The following is a 21,798-nucleotide window of genomic DNA, read 5'->3' on the forward strand; positions in this document are numbered from 1 at the left end:
CTCGCGAAGTCCCTTTAACTACTATTTATGATAGCATATTTAGGAGAGGGTTTAAACCAGAACCGTAGCACCCATCAAATATTTGTCTACCTCGCGTGCGACTTCACGGCCTTCATTGATCGCCCATACGACCAGGCTTTGTCCGCGGCGCATATCGCCGGCAGCAAATACTTTGTCCACATTGGTTGTATATTTGCCATAAGGGGCTTTCACGTTGGAACGGCGATCCGTTTCAAGTCCCAGCTGTTCTACAAGCGTCTGCTCCGGTCCGTCGAACCCGATAGCAATGAACGCCATTTGTGCCGGGAAAGCCTTTTCCGTGCCCGGAATCGGTTGATATACTTTTCGTCCGGTTTCATCCACGATACGCTCGATCTGCACAGTGTGAAGTTCTTTCAGATTGCCTTCTTCATCACCAACAAATTTCGTGGTCATAATGGAAAATTCGCGTGGATCGCTGCCAAACAACGCTTTGGCTTCCTCATGAGCATAATCGAGTGTATACACATTCGGAAATTGCGGCCACGGGTTCGCAATCGGATCGCGCTGAAGCGGAGCTTTTTTATGCGTACCGAACTGGGTTACACTGCTGCAGCCATGACGCAAAGCAGTTGCGACGCAGTCAGAACCAGTGTCACCGCCGCCAATCACGATGACATCCTTGTCTTTGGCCGACAAGTAGTTACCGTCTTCAAGGCCTGAATCGAGCAGGCTCTTGATGGTCCCATTCAGATAATCCATCGCGTAATGGATGCCCTTAAGGTCGCTGCCCTCAATGTTGAATTCACGCGGCTTTGTTGCACCGCCACACAGTACGACAGCATCATAATCCTCCATAAGCTGCTTGGCCGCAATGTCCTTGCCAATCTCGGTATTGACCACGAACTCCACACCTTCAGCCGCAAGCAGATCCACGCGGCGCTGAACAACGCCCTTATCCAGCTTCATGGATGGAATTCCGTAAGTTAACAAACCGCCGATGCGGTCTGCACGCTCATACACAGTCACTGAGTGGCCCGCTTTGTTCAGTTGGGCAGCTGCTGCCAGCCCCGCTGGACCAGAACCAACAACGGCAACGCGGCGTCCCGTGCGCTTCTCAGGCGGCTCAGGGACAACCCAGCCTTCTTCAAAGCCCTTGTCGATAATCTCTTGCTCAATGGATTTAATCGTTACCGGCTCCCCGATCAAGCCTACTGTACACGAACCTTCGCAAGGTGCAGGACATACGCGTCCTGTAAATTCAGGAAAGTTATTTGTTTTGTGAAGACGCTCGAGAGCCTCTCTCCACAAGCCTCGATAAACAAGATTGTTCCATTCCGGAATCAGATTGTGGATCGGGCAGCCGGATGTGCCGCCGATCATATCGATCCCTGTATGACAGTATGGTGTACCGCAGTCCATGCAGCGTGCTCCCTGGGTCTGGAGCTCTTCTTCTTCTAAATGTTTATGAAACTCTTCCCAGTCTTTTACTCGTTCTGCCGGGCTCCGGTCTACCGGTAGCTGGCGCTGAAACTCCATAAATCCTGTTGGTGTAGACATACTGCTTTACCCCCATCCGTTCTATCCATGCTGATTACCATGTACAATTTATCATATCATAAATCATCCGACATCTATCGTCAGATAACCACAGAAACAGCATTCAGCCTGATTTATTTTTTCTTATTTAAACTAAAAAAATTTTTATCAGTACCAAAACCCTACTATTTGCGGCTATTTAAGCAGCAATGTGTATAAACATTAGAAATATAGTAGCATTTCGCTTTTCGCCTGTTAAATGGACTATATGCATGATCATTTGTATTATCCTACTATCCCAGGGTTCACAACATAGATTAGATAGCTGCAGTCTATCCCTTCAATTGGTGCTCATTACTACTTGTGTTTTCGCTCATAAATAACAAACCGGTAAGTGTATGGATTTTTCTCATCTGTAATACCCGGGATTTCTTCAATAATCTGCCATTGATCCCAGTCCACCTCCGGGAAGTAAGTATCCCCTTCAAAAGACTCGTCAATGAACGTGCAATACAGACGATCTGCCTTGGGCAGCATCTTCTCGTAGATTTGTGCTCCACCAATTACCATTAATTCTCCGTTGTTCGAATAAGCCGTAGCATCCTCGATATCGTGAAGAACGATCCCTTGATCCTCCGACAGCGTAAAATTCTCGTCCCTGGTAAGCACAATGTTCGTTCTGTGCGGCAGCGGTTTACTGCCAAAAGATTCCCAGGTTTTACGCCCCATCAGAATCGTTTTGTTCAAGGTTTTCTCCCTGAAAAAAGCCATGTCCCGCGGCAAACGCCACGGCATTGTTCCGTTTAAGCCAATCACCTGATCCTTGCCCATTGCCCATATCATGGATATCATGATAGATCATCTCCTTCCTTGCTCTGATAGATTGTCATGCAACAGATTCAAAGGAATTACACGGCTACAGTTGCCTTGATGGTCGGATGATATTGATAGCCCTCAAATTCAAAATCGTCAAATGTATAGTCAAAAATACTCTCCGGTTTGCGCTTAATAATCAGCTTCGGCAGCTCGTACGGTTCACGCTCAAGTTGGGTTTTCACCTGTTCCATATGGTTGGAGTAGATATGCACGTCCCCTCCGGACCAAATGAATTCACCAGGCTCTAACCCGCATTGCTGTGCAACCATATGGGTCAGCAGCGCGTAACTGGCAATGTTGAACGGGAGGCCCAGGAAACTGTCCACAGACCGCATGGTCAGCATACAGGAGAGTTTCCCGCCCGCAACGTAGAATTGGAACACAAAATGGCATGGAGGCAGCTTCATGTTCTCAATCTCCGCCACATTCCAGGCGCTGACGATATGCCGCCTGGAGTCGGGGTTATTCTTAATTGACTCGATCACGTTTGCAATCTGGTCGATATGTTGTCCATCCGGCGTTTCCCAAGCCCGCCATTGCGAACCGTAGACCGGACCCAGATCGCCATTCTCATCCGCCCATTCGTCCCATATCCGCACGCCGTTCTCTTTGAGATATCGAATGTTCGTTTCCCCGCTCAGGAACCATAAAAGCTCGTGTACAACCGATTTAAGGTGAATCCGCTTCGTTGTCATTAGCGGGAACCCTTGTGAAAGATCAAAACGCAGCTGTCTTCCAAATACGGATAGCGTCCCGGTCCCCGTGCGGTCTCCCTTCTCTACACCATGATCCAGTATGTCCTGCAGCAGCTCCAAGTATTGTTTCATCTATAGTCACCTCACTAGAATCTCATATCAACAGTCTACCATGATCGTGGAATGTATGACACGCAGAAAATAACTCTGCATTTTACGATAATCCATACATTCGATCATCCGCAAAAAAACAAAAACAGGAGGCAGAAACCGCCTGCGCGTTCTCTGCCTCCTGGCCAAATATATAATGACTAAGGTAGTGTCCTAGAATTAACGGGAAATGATGTGGATCGGATGACCCATAACCAGTTCCGCAGCTTCCATTACGATTTCGCCCAAAGTCGGATGCGCATGGATAGTCAAAGCTACATCTTCAAGTGTAGCACCCATCTCAATGGCAAGACCAAGCTCAGCGATCAGGTTTGAAGCTTCCAAACCTACGATTTGTGCACCGAGGATAAGTCCTGTTCCTTCTTCGGCTACGATCTTCACAAAGCCCTCAGGATGGTTCAGGGATACAGAACGTCCGTTGCCTGCGTAAGGGAATTTGCCTGCTTTTACTTTGTGGCCTTTTTCCTTCGCTTGAGCTTCGGTGTAACCTACGCTGGAACATTCCGGATCTGTGAACACCACAGCTGGAATACATTTGTAGTCAACAACAGATGGCATTCCGGAGATCACCTCAGCAGCAACCTTACCTTCGTAAGATGCTTTATGAGCAAGTGCCAGACCGGATACGATATCACCGATAGCAAAGATATGAGGAATGCTGGTGCGACCTTGATGGTCGACTTTTACAAAGCCGCGCTCGTCAAGATCCATACCGATCAGATCCAGACCAAGCTCACCATCCGTATTCGGACGACGGCCGACAGTAACCAACAGGTAGTCTGCCGTTACTTCCTTCGTTTCACCGTTCACGGAGTATTTCACGGTAACTTCTTTATCATTCTGCTCAGCACTTTCAGCTTTTGCACCTGTGATAATCTCGATACCGGTTTTCTTCATGTTTTTCGTAACAAGGCTGGTCATGTCTTTGTCGAAGCCAGCCAGTACGCTGTCCAGACCTTCGATGATGGTAACCTTCGAACCAAATTTCGAGTACATTTGACCAAGCTCGGCACCGATGTATCCACCACCGATAACGATCAAACTCTTCGGTACTTCTGGCAGGTTCAGCGCTTCGGTCGAAGACAGGATGCGTCCGCCGAATGGGAAAGGCTTCAGTTCGATTGGACGGGAACCTGTAGCAATGATGCAGTTCTTGAAACGGTAACGCGGAGATTCATGATCGTTGAATACACGCGCTTCGTTTTCGTTGATGAACATGCACTCACCGTTGAAAACTTCAACTTTGTTGCCTTTCAGCAAGCCGGATACGCCGCTGGTCATTTTCTTAACAACGCCGTTTTTGAATTCCTGTGTTTTTGCAAAATCAACTTTTACATTCTCTACAGAAATACCGAATGCATCCGCATGCTTAGCTGATTCAAACTGATGAGCAGCAGCGATCAGCGCTTTTGAAGGAATACAACCACGGTTCAAACAAACACCGCCGAGCTCCGATTTATCAACGATCAGAACTTTTTGACCCAGTTGGGCGGCACGAATCGCCGCCACATAACCACCAGGACCAGCACCAATGACTAGGGTATCAATATCCAAAGAAGCATCTCCAACTACCATTAGTTACACCTCCATAACAAGCAGCTCAGGGTTAGCGAGCAGTTGTTTAATATAGTTCATAAAGTGTTGAGCTGTAGCACCATCGATGATACGGTGGTCAAAGCTCAGGGACAATGCCATTACAGGTGCCGCAACAATTTCACCGTTCTTCACAACCGCTTTTTCGCTGATGCGGCCGGTACCAAGAATAGCAACCTCTGGGAAGTTGATGATCGGCGTAAAGAACATACCGCCTGCAGATCCGATGTTCGTGATGGAAATTGTGCTGCCCTTCATTTCGTTAGGAGACAGTTTGCCTTCACGGCCGCGAGCAGCCAGATCACGGATGCTGTCAGCGATCATCCAGATGCTCTTACGATCTGCATCTTTGATAACCGGTACAATCAGACCGTTGTCTGTATCTGTAGCGATCCCGATGTTGTAGTACTTCTTGTACACGATTTCGTTCGCTTCTTCATCGATCATTGCGTTCAAAGCAGGGAATTGACGGCTAGCCGCAACGAGTGCTTTTACGATGAATGGCAGATACGTAACTTTTGTGCCTTTTTTCTCTGCGATTGGCTTCATGCGGGTACGGAAAGCTACCAGCTCGGTTACGTCAACTTCGTCCATGATCGTAACGTGCGGAGCTGTGTATGCCGATTTAACCATCGCATTCGAGATCGCTTTGCGGATTCCTTTGAATGGTACGCGTTCTTCTTCTGCACGAGTATCCACCGCTGCGGATGCTGCAGGAGCTGCTTTAGCTTCGGAAGACGCTTCTTGTGCAGGAGCCGCTGCTGCCTGGCCGCCGCCGTTCTTGAAACCTTCAACGTCTTCGCGTGTTACTTTGCCGTTATTGCCGGAGCCTTGTACTTGTGTGATGTCTACGCCTTGCTCACGAGCGAATTTACGCACGCTAGGTGTAGCCAAAACTTCACGGTTAGGTACTGCTGGCGCTGCCGCTTCACCGTTTCCGCCTTGCTTAGCGTCAGCCGGAGCATCTTGAGCCGGGGAAGAAGTTGTATCCGCGCTGCCCTTAGCTGCGTCGGCTTCTTGAGCGGCTTGCTCTTCAGCTGGAGCTTCTTGCTCAGGAATGTCGCCTTCAGCATCGATGATAGCAACCACTTCACCGACACGGCATACTTGACCGTCCTTGGCAAAAACTTCTTGAACCGTACCGTTCACGGGACAAGGAACTTCCACGACCGCTTTGTCGTTCTGTACTTCCATGATGATGTCGTCGTCTGTTACTTTGTCGCCTGGCTTGATATGCATTTTGATGATTTCACCTTCATGCAAACCTTCACCCAGCTCTGGAAAACGATATTCAAATTTTGCCAACTGAAAAACCTCCCTAGAAATTGCTGCTATTAGAAATTCAATACTTTATTTACGGTTTCAACGATACGCGCTGGAGTAGGCAGCCAAGTGTCCTCGATTTGTGCAAAAGGATACACGGTGTCTGGCGGTGCTACGCGCAGTACTGGAGCTTCCAGATGCAGGATCGCTCTCTCGTTGATTTGAGCGATAACTTCCGCGGCAACGCCGGCGGATTTTTGCGCTTCTTGAACCACGATGGCACGGTTGGTTTTCTTCACCGAAGCAAGCACGGTATCGATATCGATTGGAGCGATGGTTCGCAAATCGATGATTTCGGCCTTGATTCCGTTCTTCTCAAGCTCATCAGCAGCTTTTGTTGCTGTGTGAACCATCAGACCGTAAGCGATAATCGTCACGTCGGTTCCTTCACGAACCACATTAGCTTTTCCAAGTTCTACGGTGTATTCACCTTCAGGAACTTCAGCGCGGAACGCATGATACAGGTTCAAGTGCTCCATGAAGAATACAGGGTCATTGTCGCGGATTGCCGCGATCATGAGTCCTTTTGCATCATAAGGATTGGAAGGCACTACAACTTTAATACCCGGGGTTTGCGTGATGAAACCTTCCAGTGCATCGGTATGCAGTTCTGCCGCTTTAACCCCGCCGCCAAACGGCGTACGGAATACGATCGGAGAATGGTAACGTCCGCCGGAACGGTAACGCATGCGCGCTGCTTGAACCACGATTTGGTCAAGAGCTTCAAAGATAAATCCAACGAATTGGATTTCAGCGATCGGGCGGAAGCCCTGGATACCGAGACCTACTGCCAAACCACCGATAGCGGACTCGGCCAGCGGCGTATCGAATACGCGCTCTTCCCCGAATTCTTTTTGAAGGCCTTCCGTTACACGGAAAACACCGCCGACATTACCCACGTCTTCACCGAAGATGACAACGTTAGGGTCACGGCTCAATTCAACGCGCATGGCGTCGCGAATCGCTTCTTTCATGTTCATTTGTGCCATTGCTTCATTTCCTCCTTAAGAAATACAGTTGACTAAACTTCCATTGTTAAGCCTTAAAGCGGCTAAATATATATCGAAACGTTATATAAAGACCTGCTGCACCCATGACAAAACCGGATGATTATCCCAGGATCAACCTATGACAATCATCGGCCCGTCATTTTTATTGAAAATCAGCTTTTTGCTCTTCAAGATGCTTAGGTGTTTGTTCGAACATGCTGTCGATCAAACCAGGTACTGTCATTTTTTCCGTTTGTTCTGCTTTTTTGATTTGCTCGTTGACTTTCGCTTTCGCTTCGTCTTTTACGCGAGCTGTATCTTCTTCAGTCCACAGACCTTTTTGCTCAAGGTATTTCGCAAGGCGTGCGATTGGATCCTTCTCGTTCCACTCGCCTTCCTCTTCCTTCGTACGATATTTGGAAGCATCATCAGACAGGGAATGCGGACGGAAACGGTAAGTTACCGCTTCGATCAGAGTTGCACCTTCGCCGTTGCGACCACGCTCTGCAGCATCGCGAACCGCCTTGATGACTGCCAGAACGTCCATACCGTCGACCTTCACGCCCTTGATACCAGCTGCAACTGCTTTATGAGCGATAGACAATGCTGCCGTCTGCTTGGAGAACGGAGTTGTAATCGCGTAGCCGTTGTTTTGCACAAAGAAGATAACAGGCAATTTATACACGCCCGCATAGTTCAATCCTTCGTAGAAGTCGCCTTCCGAAGAACCGCCGTCACCGGTGTACGTGATAACGACTTGCTTCTGCTTTTTCAATTTATAACCCATAGCAATACCCATTGCGTGCAGAATTTGAGCACCAATGATAATCTGAGGCATTAATACGTTAACGCCCTCTGGAATTTGTCCGCCATGCTGATGTCCACGGGAATACAAGAAAGCTTGATAAAGCGGAAGTCCATGCCATACGATTTGCGGCATATCGCGGTAGCCTGGGCATACGAAGTCGTCTTTCTCAAGCGCGAACTCACTGCCAACCATTGTTGCTTCTTGACCGGATACAGGTGCATAGAAACCGAGACGTCCTTGACGGCCGAGATTCACGGCGCGGTCGTCCCAAGTACGGGTAAATACCATACGGTACATAATTTCTTTCAGCTGATCGTCTGACAATTCAGGCAGAAGATCTTTGTTTACGATTTTGCCATCCGGGGAAAGTACAGATAGAGTATCTACTTCCTCGGTATATACTTCATAAGGAACCTTGGTCATTTTTTTCACCTCAATAAATATTTGAATATCAAGTTCCGCTGTTATAGAATTATTATACACCTGTTTTACTCCATTCGTCAAAGAAATGCGGGATAAAATTTCAGATTTCTTGACTTTTGTATGTATAACAGTTAATTGATAATACTATAACAGTATGACAAACATCATAGAACAGCAGACAACATAGACATGTCAGGGTAATTTTAACTTATTGTTTACTGCATTTCAAAAACTAACCCGAAAAAGGTGACGAATGATGACGAATGAACGTTTATTGAAGCGAACCATCGTTAAAGAAGTAATACAAAGCAAGTTTCTGCAGGAAAATCGGACACTGCGCATCTATCTTCCTCCCGGTTACAATGAAATTCTCAGCTATCCCGTTGTTTATTGTCAGGATGGAGAGGAATTTTTCAATTTCGGCCGCATCGCGACATGGGCGAACCAGCTCATTCTCGAAGAGGGCGTCGAGCCGTTCATCATTGTAGGCGTGGAAGTGAACACGAAAGTTCGCACAGAAGAGTATGCACCGTTCGGAAATCGATTCGACGCTTACCTTTCCTGCTTCGCCGAAGAGATTATTCCCTTCATTGAACAAAATTATCCTGTTCGCAGAGAGCCTTCCGAGCGTGTGCTCGCTGGTGATTCCCTGGGCGGAAGTGTCTCCGTGCATCTGGCCCTGCGTTACCCTCAGCTTTTTACAAGAATCATCAGCTTGTCCGGTGCCTTCTATGAGAAGTCCCAGGATATGATTCGGGAGGAAGCGGATTTGTCCTGGCTCGACATCTATATGATTGTAGGCTTGCAAGAGGACAACTATACAACCGATACAGGTGTCTATAATTTTGTTGAATTGAACCGTTCAACCAAGGCTCTGCTGGAGGAACGGGGTGCCCGGATATCTTATCTCGAGAAAGACGGGCGTCACCTTTGGGGCTTCTGGCAAAAAGAGCTTCCTGCTGCGCTTATGTACTTCCTGGGTTAATTCGAGTCGAGCACGACTGGCAAAAAAAGATGAACAATCGCGCATTTTTTATGGAATGTGCATTGTTCATCTTTTATTTTCAGCAGTCCGTTCTCTTGGTATCGCTTTCAATTGCTTTCGTCAAAAAAGCGGCTGACTCACCGCTTGTTCGAATAAGATTATAGCTTTTCTTCAATGATTTTGTCCAGTAAGATGTCACACCCGGCATCAATGAGCCGATACACTTCCTCAAAATTTCCGGTGAAATACGGATCAGGCACCTCGCGCAGCTTTTCATTCGGAAGCAAATCCATAAACTTCAGAATCGCAGCGTCGTTGCCCCCGGATAGTTTGCGCATATTCGACACGTTGGAATCATCCATGCCGATTACATAATCGAAGTTCGCGAGATCCTGGCTGACCACTTTACGCGCAACCATTCCTTCATAGCTGATACGCCAGCTGTCCAGCAGCTTTCTGGTTCCTTCGTGAGGAACGCTGCCGATATGCCAGTCACCTGTTCCTGCTGAATCCACGCTTACCTGATCCTGCAGCCCCCGCTGCACAATCTTATGACGCAGCACCGCTTCAGCCATAGGCGAGCGGCAGATATTGCCCAAACATACAAACAAGACGGATACCATAGTTCCCCTCTCCTTTACGATATAAAAATCGTCCTTCGCGTGTCTTCTCTACCCACGAATAACGTTTGTTTGCATCTCCATTAACCCGAGCTTACTTCTTTTCCGCTGGGTGCCTGACCTATTCCACGGTGAAGCGACCTTCTCGGCAATCTCCATTTATAAAGCACCGATAGCATCCGGAACAGGATGACAACTGCAAATAGTGTGAGCAGCTGCCAAGTCTTGGTTGCGATGCCGAGACCGATGGCGACACCTGCAGCCATGGCCCAGACAGCATAGATCTCATCGCGCAGCACTAGCGGTTTGCGGCCTGCCAGAAGATCGCGGACCATCCCTCCGCCACTGCCTGTCAGGACGGCTGCCACGATTACTGCACTAAGAGGGTGATTCATCTCTGTGGCATATAAGGCCCCCTGAATCGCAAAGGCAGATAAACCGATAGCATCGAACAAGGCCTCCGTTTTCTTCCAGTGCTGAATCAAACCAAGCGGCAGCACAAACGCTACGAATACCGATATCATTGCCAGTACGATTAAATCCCCCTGACCCCACAGGGTGGTTACCGGCACGCCAATCAGTACATTCCTTATTATACCCCCGCCGAAGGCTGTGACTAAACCAAGCACCACAACCCCCAGAATATCGTATTCTTCTTCCATTGCTACAAAAGCTCCGGACATGGCAAACGCAATGGTGCCAATGATGCTGAATACGTCAAACACATGCATGTCCAAAATTCAGTTCCCCCGCTCCCCCGTCAATTTTACATATTACATTGTAGCCGTGCCTATCAAAATTGTGCAAGCATGAAAACTGCTCTATACTAGAGTTCAATGGCAATTCTCTCAAAAAAGGAGGAATTTACTATGAAGCATACCCGCGTCCTGATCTTTACAGGTGGGGAGTTGTCACCACGGTTTCTGGAAGAGATCCAGAACGGAGACTTCATTATAGGGGCAGACCGGGGAGCCCTTTACCTGATTGAGCATGGCATTCGACCCAACCTGTCTGTGGGGGATTTCGACTCCATTCCGCCAGAGCAGATGGAACGCGTAAGGTCCATGAGCGAGAAGGTAATTGACTGTGACCCAATCGATAAAAATCTGACCGATACCGAGCTTGCCTTTGACCTGGCACTGGATAAATCCCCCGAATCCATATTGATTCTTGGGGCAACAGGCTCGCGCCTGGATCATACGCTCGCTAACATCCACATGCTGATTCGAGGACTGCAGCATCACATCTCATGTTCTATATTAGATGAGAACAATTTCATCACACTGACAGGCACGAGCTGCATTGTCGAGAACAAGGGGTTTACATATGTCTCCCTGCTGCCGCTCACAACGGAAGTGACAGGCATCCATCTTGAGGGGTTTGAGTATCCTCTCCATGATGCCACATTACGATTGGGACAATCCTTAGGGGTCAGCAATAAGCTGGCTGAAGATAAGGGAACGGTCCGGATTGAGGGCGGTTTGCTGCTCATCATTCAGAGTAAGGATGGCTAATCGTTACTTTTTTGTAATCTTTAATCGATAATTGTTAACAACTTAAATCGACGTTAAAAACCCTTGTATATCAAGGGTTTTTATTCGTTTCGGAACTATTACATGGAACTATTTCTTAATATTTTGTAACTTTTAATGATATTTTAATAATTCGCTTTCATTTCTTGTGTCCCAACGCTTTGCGCCAAATATCCAAAATATAGACGGTTTCAAATCTGATATACTCGGTTCATCGCAAAAACAAAACTGCTTGGAGGTATACAACATGAATCGACAGAATTGGATTAAGAAGGCCGTAGTAATCAGCTTGAGCGCTACATTGGGAGCAGGGGCAGTCCTTACGGTTGCACCGCCAGCTCCTGTAGAAGCCGCATCAGTAAGCAAAGGAACTCAAGTCGTTAACTTTGGTAAACAATATATGGGGACACCTTATAAATTTGGAGCATCCACGTCCACTACAAGTGTATTTGACTGCTCATCCTTCATGAAACATATTTTCAAGAAATACGGAGTAAACCTTCCACGTACATCAGCTGCCCAATCCAAAGTTGGCACAGCGGTATCAAAATCTAACCTTAAAGCAGGCGATTTGGTATTTTTCTCAAGCGGAAGCCGTGCCAATGGTAGCAACGTAACTCACGTTGCTGTCTACATGGGTAATAACAAAATTCTGCACACCTACGGCAAACCGGGTGTAACAATCTCCACCCTGACAGGCAACTGGAGCAAAACGTACCTGAAAGCTCGTCGCGTACTGTAGTTTAATACTATCTATCAGAATAATGAAGACCGTCTTCCACTCAAGGAAGACGGTCTTTTGTGTTTGCATCGATCTCATCCTGGGATAAGAGTTTATATCCGATTCCCCGAATGGTGCGCAGCAGTTTAGGCCTGCGTCCTTTATCGATTTTTTCTCTTAAATGAAGAATATAAACATCGACCACATTGGTCCCCGTATGAAAATCATAATCCCACACTTCTCTTAATATGTCCTCTCGCGTACAAACCTGGCCCTGCCTTCTCGCCAAGAACAGCAGCAGATCATATTCACGATGAGTAAGTGCAAGCGTTTCATTCTCCCGGGTGACATTTCGGCATAAAGGGTCAATGGCCAGATCTCCGATGCGAATGATCTCATCCTGCTCCTTGCGACCTGTCTGAAAGAGTCTCAACAGATTGGAAATCCGCGCCAACAATTCCCTGGTGTCCCATTCATTCGGAATATAGTCGTGGGCACCAGACTCCAGCGCTTGAATAGCTTCATCAGAACCATCATTCCCAATGACGATAATAGGAATCTGCTCCCCTCTGCCTGTCAGCCGTTGCACAAGGTTAAAATGACTCATTCCCGGCAGCTTGCTATCCATGAGCAGCAAGTCAGCGTTTGTGCGCTGTAACGCTGCGACCACCTCGGAGTAATTTAAAGCATGTGTCACCTTATAACCTGCTTGTCCGAGTTTCTCCATGAGCTGTTGAACCCGCTCTTGATTATCCGCCGCAATCAAAATAACTTTCTCCACGGGTTCTCCCCCGCTTTCAACACTTAATATTGTAAGTATGTCTATTTGTTCCTGCTTTCAGTCCTGTTTCAAATTTTTAACAGCCGTAACCAAAATCGTCTCTCAAGCACCCTTATTTATCCAATTCATGCTGGGATCACCTACAATTTCCGTAGAATTACATCTTATCTTCTCATTGGATCTATTTTTATAATGGGATATATGAACACGAAAGGGGGGCTTCTAACGCATCGCGCATATTGTTCGGAGGTGTAAGTCTCATCCGGTAATCAAGTCTGAAAAAGGTCATTTTCTTGAAATCGTTTTCATTCTTTTCAACGAACCGCACGCCTTCGTCGGGTATCAATCATTTATGAAGGAGGAAAAATAACATGCGCAACAAACACGTAGCATGGCCCCTTGTCGTAACCATGCTAATATCCATTTTGTTTACGACTGCCGGGCCTGCCGTTCCCGTTTCGGCCGCAGGTGAAACCAACCTGTCACTGGGCAAACCCGTAACAGCAAGCGGTCAGTCCCAAACCTACAGCCCAAGTAACGTCAACGACGGCAATCAGGGCACTTACTGGGAAAGCACGAATCAAGCGTTCCCGCAATGGATTCAAGTCGATCTCGGCGCCAATACGAGTATTGACCGGATCGTGCTAAAGCTCCCCTCCAATTGGGAATCACGGAGCCAAACCCTGTCTGTGCAAGGGAGTGTGAACGGTTCAACGTTCACGAGTATTGTAGATTCGGCGGACTATGAGTTCAGCCCATCCGGGACAGGAAACGCGGTCACCCTCCATTTTGACGAAACAAGCACCCGCTATGTCCGACTGAACGTTACAGGGAACACGACTTGGCCCGCTGCGCAGCTGTCCGAATTCGAAATTTACGGATCTGCCGACTCTCCGTCAACTCCTCCAACGGGAGACAACATCTCGATTGGCAAACCCGTAACCGCCTCTTCAAGCACATTCACGTATGTAGCATCCAATGCAAACGACAACGACATCCATACATACTGGGAGGGCGGAACCAATCCAAGCTCTTTAACACTCGATCTGGGATCGGACCACGAGATTACCTCGATCGTATTAAAGCTAAACCCGTCGGCGGAGTGGGGAACTCGCACCCAAACCATTCAAGTGTTAGGGCATAACCAAGGTTCAACTAACTTCAGTAATCTGGTCTCGGCACAAGCTTATACGTTTAATCCGGCTTCCGGCAACTTGGTAACCATACCGGTCACAGCAACTGCGAAACGTCTGCAGTTAAACATTACGTCCAATTCCGGGGCACCGGCCGGACAGGTTGCAGAATTCGAAGTATACGGCAAGCCCGCGCAGAATCCGGATCTAACCATAACCGGTTTGTCCTGGACTCCTTCCTCACCGCTTGAGAATGATCAAATTACGTTACAGGCCATCGTGAAAAACATCGGCGGCGTTGAAGCTCCGCCTACAACCGTCAATTTCTACCTGAACAGCACGTTGGCTGGCACTTCTGCGGTAGGAGCGCTTGCAGTAGGAGCTTCCACCACGGTTTCGCTGCAGGCCGGTACCTATGCCGCTGCCTCCTATTCGCTCCGAGCAAAGGTCGATGAAAATAATCAAATCATCGAACAAAATAAAGAGAATAACAGCTATTTGCATTCCTCCCCACTGGTCATCGCACCTGTGGAAAGCTCCGATTTGGTAGGAACGGTACAATGGACTCCAGCTACACCCGCTGCAGGTAATGCTGTAGCTTTTACCGTTAACCTTAAAAACCAAGGGAACAAAGCTTCTGCAAGCGGCTCCCATGCCATCTCAGTCGCGCTGAAGAATCCTGCAGGATCAACGATCCAAACCTTAAATGGAGCCTATAACGGCACGCTTGCTGCCGGTGCATCCACTAGCGTCACTATTCCAGGGACCTGGACAGCGGCAAATGGCAGCTACACAGTAACCACAACTGTCGCAGCAGATGCGAATGAAGCACCAGTTAAACGAGAGAATAACGTCAGTCAGGCCAATCTGTCCGTTTATTCATCCCGCGGCGCAAGCATGCCGTATACCCGTTACGATACGGATGATGCCGCCCGAGGTGGCGGTGCCATTCTAAAGACAGCTCCGACATTCGATCAAGCACTGACAGCCTCGGAAGCTTCTGGCCAAAGCTACGTAGCTCTTCCCTCTAACGGCTCCAGCCTGGAGTGGACCGTCAGACAAGGCGAAAGTGGCGCTGGCGTAACCATGAGATATACGATGCCGGACTCGTCGAACGGCATGGGATTGAACGGCTCGCTTGACGTTTATGTAAATGGAGCCAAGAAAAAAACCATTCCGTTGTCTTCCTATTATAGCTGGCAGTATTTCTCCAGTGATCATCCTGAGGATGCACCGGGTGGCGGGCGTCCCCTCTTCCGATTTGATGAAGTACACTGGAAAATGGATACTCCGCTCCAGCCAGGGGACAAGATCCGTATTCAGAAATCCAATGCCGATAACCTGGAATATGGTGTCGACTTCATCGAAATTGAGCCGGTTCCTGCAGCTATCGCCCGACCAGCCAATTCGGTATCGGTAACAGACCTCGGCGCTGTAGCGAACGACGGCAACGATGACCTTCAAGCGTTTGAAGCCGCGGTTCAAGCTGCTGCTTCATCGGGCAAAACCTTATACATTCCGGAAGGAACATTCCATTTGGGCAACATGTGGAAGGTAGGATCCGTTGGCAACATGATCAATGATATCAAGATTATGGGCGCTGGCATCTGGCATACAAACATCCAATTCACCAATCCGAATGCAGCGTCAGGCGGAATATCGCTTCGTGTCACAGGACAGCTGGATTTCAGCCATATTTACCTGAATTCAAATCTGAGGTCGCGTTATAATCAAAATGCCGTCTACAAAGGATTTATGGATAACTTCGGCACGAATTCCAAAATTCATAATGTGTGGGTAGAGCATTTTGAATGCGGCTTCTGGGTAGGGGATTATGCGCATACTCCGGCGATAATCGCGGATGGACTGATCATTGAGAACAGCCGTGTCCGTAATAATCTCGCGGATGGCGTCAATTTTGCTCAAGGAACAAGCAACTCAACCGTACGTAACAGCAGTATTCGAAATAACGGGGACGACGGACTTGCCGTGTGGACGAGTAACGTGAACGGCGCGCCTGCCGGCGTCAACAATACGTTCTCCTACAACACCATCGAAAACAACTGGCGTGCGGCAGCCATCGCATTTTTTGGAGGAAGCGGCCATAAGGCTACTCACAACCTGATTGTTGACACGGTTGGCGGCTCCGGCATTCGAATGAACACCGTGTTCCCTGGATACCATTTTCAGAACAATACGGGCATTCTGTTCTCCGACACCACCATTATAGGCAGTGGAACCAGTAAAGATCTGTATAACGGGGAGCGTGGTGCAATCGATCTGGAAGCATCGAATAATCCGATCCGAAATGTCACGTTTACCAACATCGATATACGGAACACCCAACGCAGCGCTGTGCAGTTTGGTTATGGTGGAGGCTTCCAGAACATCGTATTTAACCATATCAATATCGACGGCACAGGACTTGATGGAATCACAACTTCACGGTTCTCCACCCCGCATCCGGGTGCGGCGATCTACACTTATACAGGGAATGGATCTGCGACGTTCAACAATCTCACCACACGAAACATCGCTCATCCTAATCTGTACTTCATTCAGAACGGTTTTAATCTGATCCTGCAATAAAATGCAGCAAGAGGAGGTGCCGTGAATAAGGCGCCTCCTCTTGTTTAGTTTCTACACCCATACTGTATTTTACATTTCTACACCCATGCAATTTTCGTCATTATCCACCGACGTATTTATGATAAAGCGTTCTGGCTCTGGCTAAATCCGATGTCCCATGGACCAGCGTTCTGCCGTCCCCGAATATAACGAGACGATGGGGATCTACCTGATAGATGATCATGTACGGAGTTACGGTGGCTTTTCCTTGCTGAAGCCGGTTCAATCGATCGGCTACTTCGTGAAGGTCCAGCTGTAATGGTCTGGCAGGTCGGATCTGTACCGTATCTCTCCCGCATAACACTTCGCTTTTGTCCACATTCGCTGAGGTCAGGTATGGATAATCAGGATGCTCTCCACACGTTGGACAATCTGATTTCTTGGCACGGTCCACGCCAAATTCCACCCGCTCATTGCGCCACAGGTCAAATGACAGCATCTTTTTTCTAAGGGCATTCCTTTGCCCTGACAACAGTTTCATCGCTTCCATCGTTTGATGGGCAGCTACGATCTGTACCGCTTGGGGGAGTATGCCGTTTATATCGCAGGTGTCCCCGCCTAAAGGAATGGTTCCGAGCAGACAGTTCAGACAAGGGGTTTCTCCCGGCAGAAAAGTGTAACTCATTCCTGAACTTCCCACGCACCCTCCATAAATCCACGGGATCCCTAACTTAAATCCGATATCATTCACGATCAGCCGGGTTTCAAAATTGTCCGTGGCGTCCATTATCAAATCTGCGCCTTGGCAGAGGATCGACAATTCTTGGGCACGAACATCCATCACGATGCCATCAATGATACCATCCGAATTAATCTCAGTTAGCCGCTTAGCCGCTGCTATTGCCTTCGGGAGCCGGTCGATTGCATCCTGTTCGGTGAACAGCTGCTGACGCTGCAGATTACTCCACTCCACGTAATCTCGGTCGACGATGGTTACGTGCCCAACTCCTGCGCGAACCAGAGTCTCCGCCACGGCACTCCCCAGCGCACCCGCCCCAAGGACAAGCACATGACTGCTTGCAAGCCGCTGCTGTCCTTCGCTTCCAAAGGGTGCAAATCGCTCTTGACGGGAATAACGGTGCTCACGTTCTATCGAAGATGCATCGCTTCGGCCCGAGACCTGCGCAGCTGTTGCATCAGAATTCTGTTTGTTATTTATCGGTCCCTCACGCTTATCACTGAATCCAGACATGACCTTTCCTCCTGATGATCTATTTCTGCATACAAATACCCGTCCCCCATGAGGATGGGCAGCCTCATCGTATCTTAATATAACTTGGTATTCAGCGCCTTCTCCAGCATACTAGCGATGACGCAGAATCCAGGCAGCACTCCGTGCTCTCCAAGCCATTCCCCATAAAAGACCTTGCGCCTCCCGCGTTATCTGCTGCTCTATCGCTTCTTCGGCTGTTTCCCTGACAACGACGTCAATTATCCTATCCAACAGAGCCGGTCTACGGGATCGTTCTACACCGTATGCGTCAACCAATAGACGGAGCTGACGGGCACGGATTTGGGCACTTGGTAAACCTACCCTCTCGGCTACGTCATCATTTTAGCATATCACAAATGCACATGGATTAAGAACACTTTAGAACCCTGAAAAGGCACAGAGGTTGCCACCGATACCAAGAAGGACGAGCTGCATTCAGCTCGTCCTTCTATAGGTAACCCCTTATTCAGTGCAATTCGATGAATGATACATCCCGCTGCTCTTAAGAATTCTGAGTAGACCAATCCTCTACGTTCCAGATCTTGGTCACCCAGTCCTCATAAAATTCAGGCTCGTGAGAAACCAGCAGGATAGTGCCTTTGTATTCCTTCAATGCACGCTTCAGTTCCTCTTTAGCTACAACATCAAGATGGTTTGTCGGTTCATCAAACAGAATCCAGTTGCTCTCACGCATCAGGAGTTTGCACAGGCGAACCTTCGCTTGTTCACCACCGCTGAGTGCCTTCAATGGGCGGGTAATGTGCTCATTCTTAAGCCCGCACCGGGCGAGCGCAGCACGAACCTCATGCTGGTTCAAGTGTGAGAATTCGTTCCATACATCATCAATCGGCGTAATATTGCCCGCACGAACTTCCTGCTCGAAATAAGCAGGCACCAGGAAATCGCCTTGATACGTCTTGCCGGAGAGTGCTGGGATTTTTCCTAATATCGTCTTGAGCAGCGTCGATTTACCTACGCCATTACAGCCGACGATCGCAATTTTCTCTCCGCGTTCAATGGTTATGCTCATTTTGGGAAGCAAAGGTCTGTCGTATCCAATTTCAAAGTCCACGCCCTCAAACACCGTTTTGCCGCTGGCACGGGATTCCTTAAAATTAAACACAGGTTTAGCCGCTTCCTCTGGGCGGTCGATCCGCTCTATGCGATCCAACTGCTTCTCCCGACTCTTTGCACGACCGGAAGTGGAATAGCGGGCTTTATTCCGCTGAATGAAATCTTCCTGCTTCTTGATAAACTCCTGCTGTTTCTCGTAGGCATCGATATGCTGGTTCTTATTGATATCGGCCATTTCCAGAAACTTCTCATAGTTAGCTGTATAGCGAGTTAATATCGCAAATTCCAGATGATAGATCACATCGACCACCTGGTTCATAAATTCGGTATCATGGGAAATCAACATGAACGCATAAGGGTACTGCTTCAGATATTGGGTGAGCCAGTCGATATGCTCTACATCCAAATAGTTGGTAGGCTCGTCCAATAACAATACGTTGGGCTTTTCCAACAGAAGCTTGGCAAGCAATACCTTCGTACGCTGCCCCCCACTCAGTGTAGCAACATCCCGGTCGAGGCCAATCACGGATAACCCAAGTCCGTTCGCCATCTCTTCAACCTTAACATCCAGCATATAAAAATCACCGATGTCCAGCTGCTCCTGAATCTCACCCATTTGCTCAAGCAAAAGCTCAAGCTCCTCTGGAGAGGCATCACTCATTTTATTGGTGATTTCCATCATTTCTGTTTCCAGCTGCAGCAGGGGCAAGAAAGCATCCTTCAGCACATCGCGAACGGTTTTCCCAGGTGTCAGCTTGGTGTGCTGATCCAGATATCCATAACGCACTTTCGGTGTCCACTCTACCTTGCCGCTATCTTTTAACAGCTGGCCAGTCAAAATATTCATTAGTGTTGATTTGCCTACACCATTTGCTCCAACCAGACCAACATGTTCTCCGGCGAGCAAACGAAAGGATACATTTTTAAATAGAGTACGATCCCCGAAATTGTGTGATACGTTCTCTACAGTCAATAAACTCATGGCTATAGTAACTCCTGTCTGTATAAAATGAACTTATTTCATGTTAATTTAGTGGATTGTACACAGTCAAGAGTTTATTGTATCACATCCATGAGTCCAGCCGAAACTACAACTTTCAGGGATTACATAACACCGGGATTATAGCAGCTTTTCTCTTGATATCCAGCAGCGGCTGCTTCCTTGGCATTGGGAAACACTTCTTCTACACGATAATTGTATTGACAGGCATCTCGATAATAGTATTTCAGCCCTCTGCTATCTATACCCCCGAAATAGACAGGGGCTTTAACCAGTCTCCCACCCCCAAGCGCATAATTATTGTAGTACTGATCGCCTACGGGAATGCCTTGGATAAACGCCATAATACCGATATCGTCAATCGTGTTCACCCAATCCTCCCGGGATATCAAAGGAAGCGTGAATGTATACGATATACCATTCCGCAGAGCGATCTGATTATGTCTTTGGATGTAATAAGCAAGTTGATCTTGAATCGTGTTCATAATGGTAATCCGACGAACTTGCTCAAACATATCCTCATCATCCAGCAACGCTACACCGGTTTCACCGATCAAGTCCTTCCGAAACCCAGACTGCCAGCGATTAGGCCCGGACTCAAATACATGAACAAAAGAATCCAAGGTAAATCGGATGCTGTTTCCGGTATCATCGGTCCAAGCGTAAGGGATTTTCGGTGTCCATCTATGCTGCATGATCTCTTCGCCATGTTCACTCGAATAGGTCTGCGAAACATACAGATAATACCCGTCATAATCGAGGACAACCATCGCTGGAATGTACCACCAGAGTGCAGCCTGTGCAGCTGTATCTTCCGCAATCCCCATATTGACATATAATGTCCGGGCGAAGGAATCCAGCGCCTTCTCTTTATCGGCCCGCATAAATTTTAAGGAATCATAGGCCGACTCCTTCGCCTGTGTTTCGTTATCATTCAGCATCATTCCGCCATCTTGTACAGCTGTGCGCAGAGCTGCCGTGTATTTCATTTCCACATACCGGACATCCTCCAGGCTTTCAGACCGCATACCCACAATAAGAAACAATGGGAAAAAGATCGCAGTAAATAGGATGGCAAGATCAATAGAAATAGGTAAGGGTTTGATACGATCACCGCCTTTTCCCCTTCTCCGCACCGTGCGTGCGACTTTCATCGCACACGGCGCTCCATCTTTTTAGATTTTTATATCAATAGGTTCCAAGTTACTCATTTTACGGTACTGGTTGATCTTCTGAATTATGGATTCAGAAATTTCAATGGTAGACATGAGTTTAACAATCGTCTCCGGTATTGATGCATGAATTATTTTATGGATATCTTTGTGTAGGATTCGTAGATTTTTGTACATGTCCGTTCCTCCAAGGTGAAGGGGTTGAAGGTGATGACAATGTATTTCATCAGCGGTAAGGAAGACGCCTGAAATTTCGCATTTCCCCGCCTTCATACTGTATCTACTCAACCTGTTATCCAGATATTCGATGCTCCGATCCGGGATGTTGGACTTCATGAGTTTAATAATCTCAGAATTTATGTCCGGATTTAATTTCTTATGAAGTAGTGTTCTACCTTCAGATGTGAATGGGTTTAGATCTTGTTGAAAACATAAGTTGTTCATCGTTTTCACATCTCTTAAAGGGAATAGGAATACTCCTGCAACTTTAAAAGTTCTGTAGTTATTCTTGTAGAACTTTTTGTAGGTTGGTGGTGGAATATC

17 protein-coding genes and 1 pseudogene are annotated in these 21,798 nt (G+C 47.8%); 4 read left to right on the forward strand and 14 right to left on the reverse strand.

The annotated features are described in order from the left end of the window. Window positions 1-51 precede the first annotated feature (51 nt). The 7 genes from M2277_RS14860 to pdhA all read right to left on the reverse strand — a co-directional run bounded on the left by M2277_RS14860 (window position 52) and on the right by pdhA (window position 8,396). Window positions 52-1,539, reverse strand: coding sequence for a glutamate synthase subunit beta (locus M2277_RS14860; RefSeq protein ID WP_006209707.1), 1,488 nt, complete (start codon window positions 1,537-1,539; stop codon window positions 52-54). A 336-nt stretch (window positions 1,540-1,875) separates the two neighbouring features. Next, window positions 1,876-2,370 carry a dihydrofolate reductase gene (locus tag M2277_RS14865; protein ID WP_006209706.1) on the reverse strand — a complete coding sequence of 165 codons (495 nt, stop codon included), beginning with the start codon at window positions 2,368-2,370 and terminating at the stop codon, window positions 1,876-1,878. A gap of 56 nt (window positions 2,371-2,426) precedes the next feature. Continuing rightward, complete coding sequence (gene thyA, locus M2277_RS14870; RefSeq protein ID WP_006209705.1) at window positions 2,427-3,221, reverse strand: thymidylate synthase; 795 nt, start codon at window positions 3,219-3,221, stop codon at window positions 2,427-2,429. Between the two features lie 198 nt (window positions 3,222-3,419). Continuing rightward, entirely contained in the window at window positions 3,420-4,835 is a 1,416-nt protein-coding gene (gene lpdA / locus M2277_RS14875) for a dihydrolipoyl dehydrogenase (RefSeq protein WP_006209704.1), read from the reverse strand. Between the two features lie 3 nt (window positions 4,836-4,838). After that, window positions 4,839-6,158 carry a dihydrolipoamide acetyltransferase family protein gene (locus M2277_RS14880; RefSeq protein ID WP_006209703.1) on the reverse strand — a complete coding sequence of 440 codons (1,320 nt, stop codon included), beginning with the start codon at window positions 6,156-6,158 and terminating at the stop codon, window positions 4,839-4,841. A 29-nt stretch (window positions 6,159-6,187) separates the two neighbouring features. Beyond that, on the reverse strand, window positions 6,188-7,165 hold the full coding sequence (locus M2277_RS14885; protein WP_006209702.1) for an alpha-ketoacid dehydrogenase subunit beta: 978 nt from the start codon (window positions 7,163-7,165) through the stop codon (window positions 6,188-6,190). 163 nt (window positions 7,166-7,328) lie between these two features. Next, the gene (pdhA, locus tag M2277_RS14890; protein ID WP_036638211.1) at window positions 7,329-8,396 is read right to left on the reverse strand and encodes a pyruvate dehydrogenase (acetyl-transferring) E1 component subunit alpha; all 1,068 of its coding nucleotides are present in this window, start codon (window positions 8,394-8,396) and stop codon (window positions 7,329-7,331) included. A gap of 256 nt (window positions 8,397-8,652) precedes the next feature. Between pdhA and M2277_RS14895 the strand changes: the two genes are divergently transcribed. Next, entirely contained in the window at window positions 8,653-9,381 is a 729-nt protein-coding gene (locus tag M2277_RS14895) for an alpha/beta hydrolase (protein WP_006209700.1), read from the forward strand. 158 nt (window positions 9,382-9,539) lie between these two features. Here the strand turns inward: M2277_RS14895 and M2277_RS14900 are convergent, their stop codons facing one another. Next, a complete protein-coding gene (locus tag M2277_RS14900) occupies window positions 9,540-10,004 on the reverse strand; it encodes a low molecular weight protein-tyrosine-phosphatase (protein ID WP_036638049.1) in 465 nt (154 codons plus the stop codon). An 80-nt stretch (window positions 10,005-10,084) separates the two neighbouring features. Continuing rightward, entirely contained in the window at window positions 10,085-10,732 is a 648-nt protein-coding gene (locus tag M2277_RS14905; RefSeq protein WP_036638209.1) for a trimeric intracellular cation channel family protein, read from the reverse strand. Window positions 10,733-10,870: 138 nt separating this feature from the next. Here M2277_RS14905 and M2277_RS14910 point away from each other — a divergent pair, with 138 nt between their 5' ends. Together M2277_RS14910 and M2277_RS14915 are read left to right on the forward strand one after the other, a co-directional pair. Then, entirely contained in the window at window positions 10,871-11,515 is a 645-nt protein-coding gene (locus M2277_RS14910; RefSeq protein ID WP_006209697.1) for a thiamine diphosphokinase, read from the forward strand. A gap of 265 nt (window positions 11,516-11,780) precedes the next feature. Continuing rightward, the gene (locus M2277_RS14915) at window positions 11,781-12,275 is read left to right on the forward strand and encodes a C40 family peptidase (RefSeq protein WP_006209695.1); all 495 of its coding nucleotides are present in this window, start codon (window positions 11,781-11,783) and stop codon (window positions 12,273-12,275) included. A 40-nt stretch (window positions 12,276-12,315) separates the two neighbouring features. On the opposite strand, the gene M2277_RS14920 is transcribed toward M2277_RS14915, so the two are convergent. Beyond that, complete coding sequence (locus M2277_RS14920) at window positions 12,316-13,035, reverse strand: response regulator transcription factor (RefSeq protein ID WP_036638043.1); 720 nt, start codon at window positions 13,033-13,035, stop codon at window positions 12,316-12,318. Window positions 13,036-13,406: 371 nt separating this feature from the next. On the opposite strand from M2277_RS14920, the gene M2277_RS14925 reads away from it, so the two are divergent. Next, window positions 13,407-16,757, forward strand: coding sequence for a discoidin domain-containing protein (locus M2277_RS14925; protein ID WP_076152479.1), 3,351 nt, complete (start codon window positions 13,407-13,409; stop codon window positions 16,755-16,757). A 100-nt stretch (window positions 16,758-16,857) separates the two neighbouring features. Here the strand turns inward: M2277_RS14925 and M2277_RS14930 are convergent, their stop codons facing one another. The 4 genes and pseudogenes from M2277_RS14930 to M2277_RS14945 all read right to left on the reverse strand — a co-directional run. Continuing rightward, the gene (locus tag M2277_RS14930) at window positions 16,858-17,988 is read right to left on the reverse strand and encodes a ThiF family adenylyltransferase (RefSeq protein WP_280755054.1); all 1,131 of its coding nucleotides are present in this window, start codon (window positions 17,986-17,988) and stop codon (window positions 16,858-16,860) included. Between the two features lie 523 nt (window positions 17,989-18,511). Continuing rightward, window positions 18,512-20,065 carry an ABC-F family ATP-binding cassette domain-containing protein gene (locus M2277_RS14935; RefSeq protein ID WP_280755055.1) on the reverse strand — a complete coding sequence of 518 codons (1,554 nt, stop codon included), beginning with the start codon at window positions 20,063-20,065 and terminating at the stop codon, window positions 18,512-18,514. A 122-nt stretch (window positions 20,066-20,187) separates the two neighbouring features. Further along, window positions 20,188-21,237 carry a hypothetical protein gene (locus M2277_RS14940; protein WP_280755056.1) on the reverse strand — a complete coding sequence of 350 codons (1,050 nt, stop codon included), beginning with the start codon at window positions 21,235-21,237 and terminating at the stop codon, window positions 20,188-20,190. A gap of 21 nt (window positions 21,238-21,258) precedes the next feature. Further along, a pseudogene (locus M2277_RS14945) lies at window positions 21,259-21,798 on the reverse strand (HNH endonuclease signature motif containing protein); the annotation flags it as partial.

The sequence above is a fragment of the Paenibacillus sp. LBL genome (assembly GCF_029893715.1).
In the GTDB taxonomy this organism is placed as follows: Bacteria; Bacillota; Bacilli; order Paenibacillales; family Paenibacillaceae; genus Paenibacillus_AQ; species Paenibacillus_AQ glucanolyticus.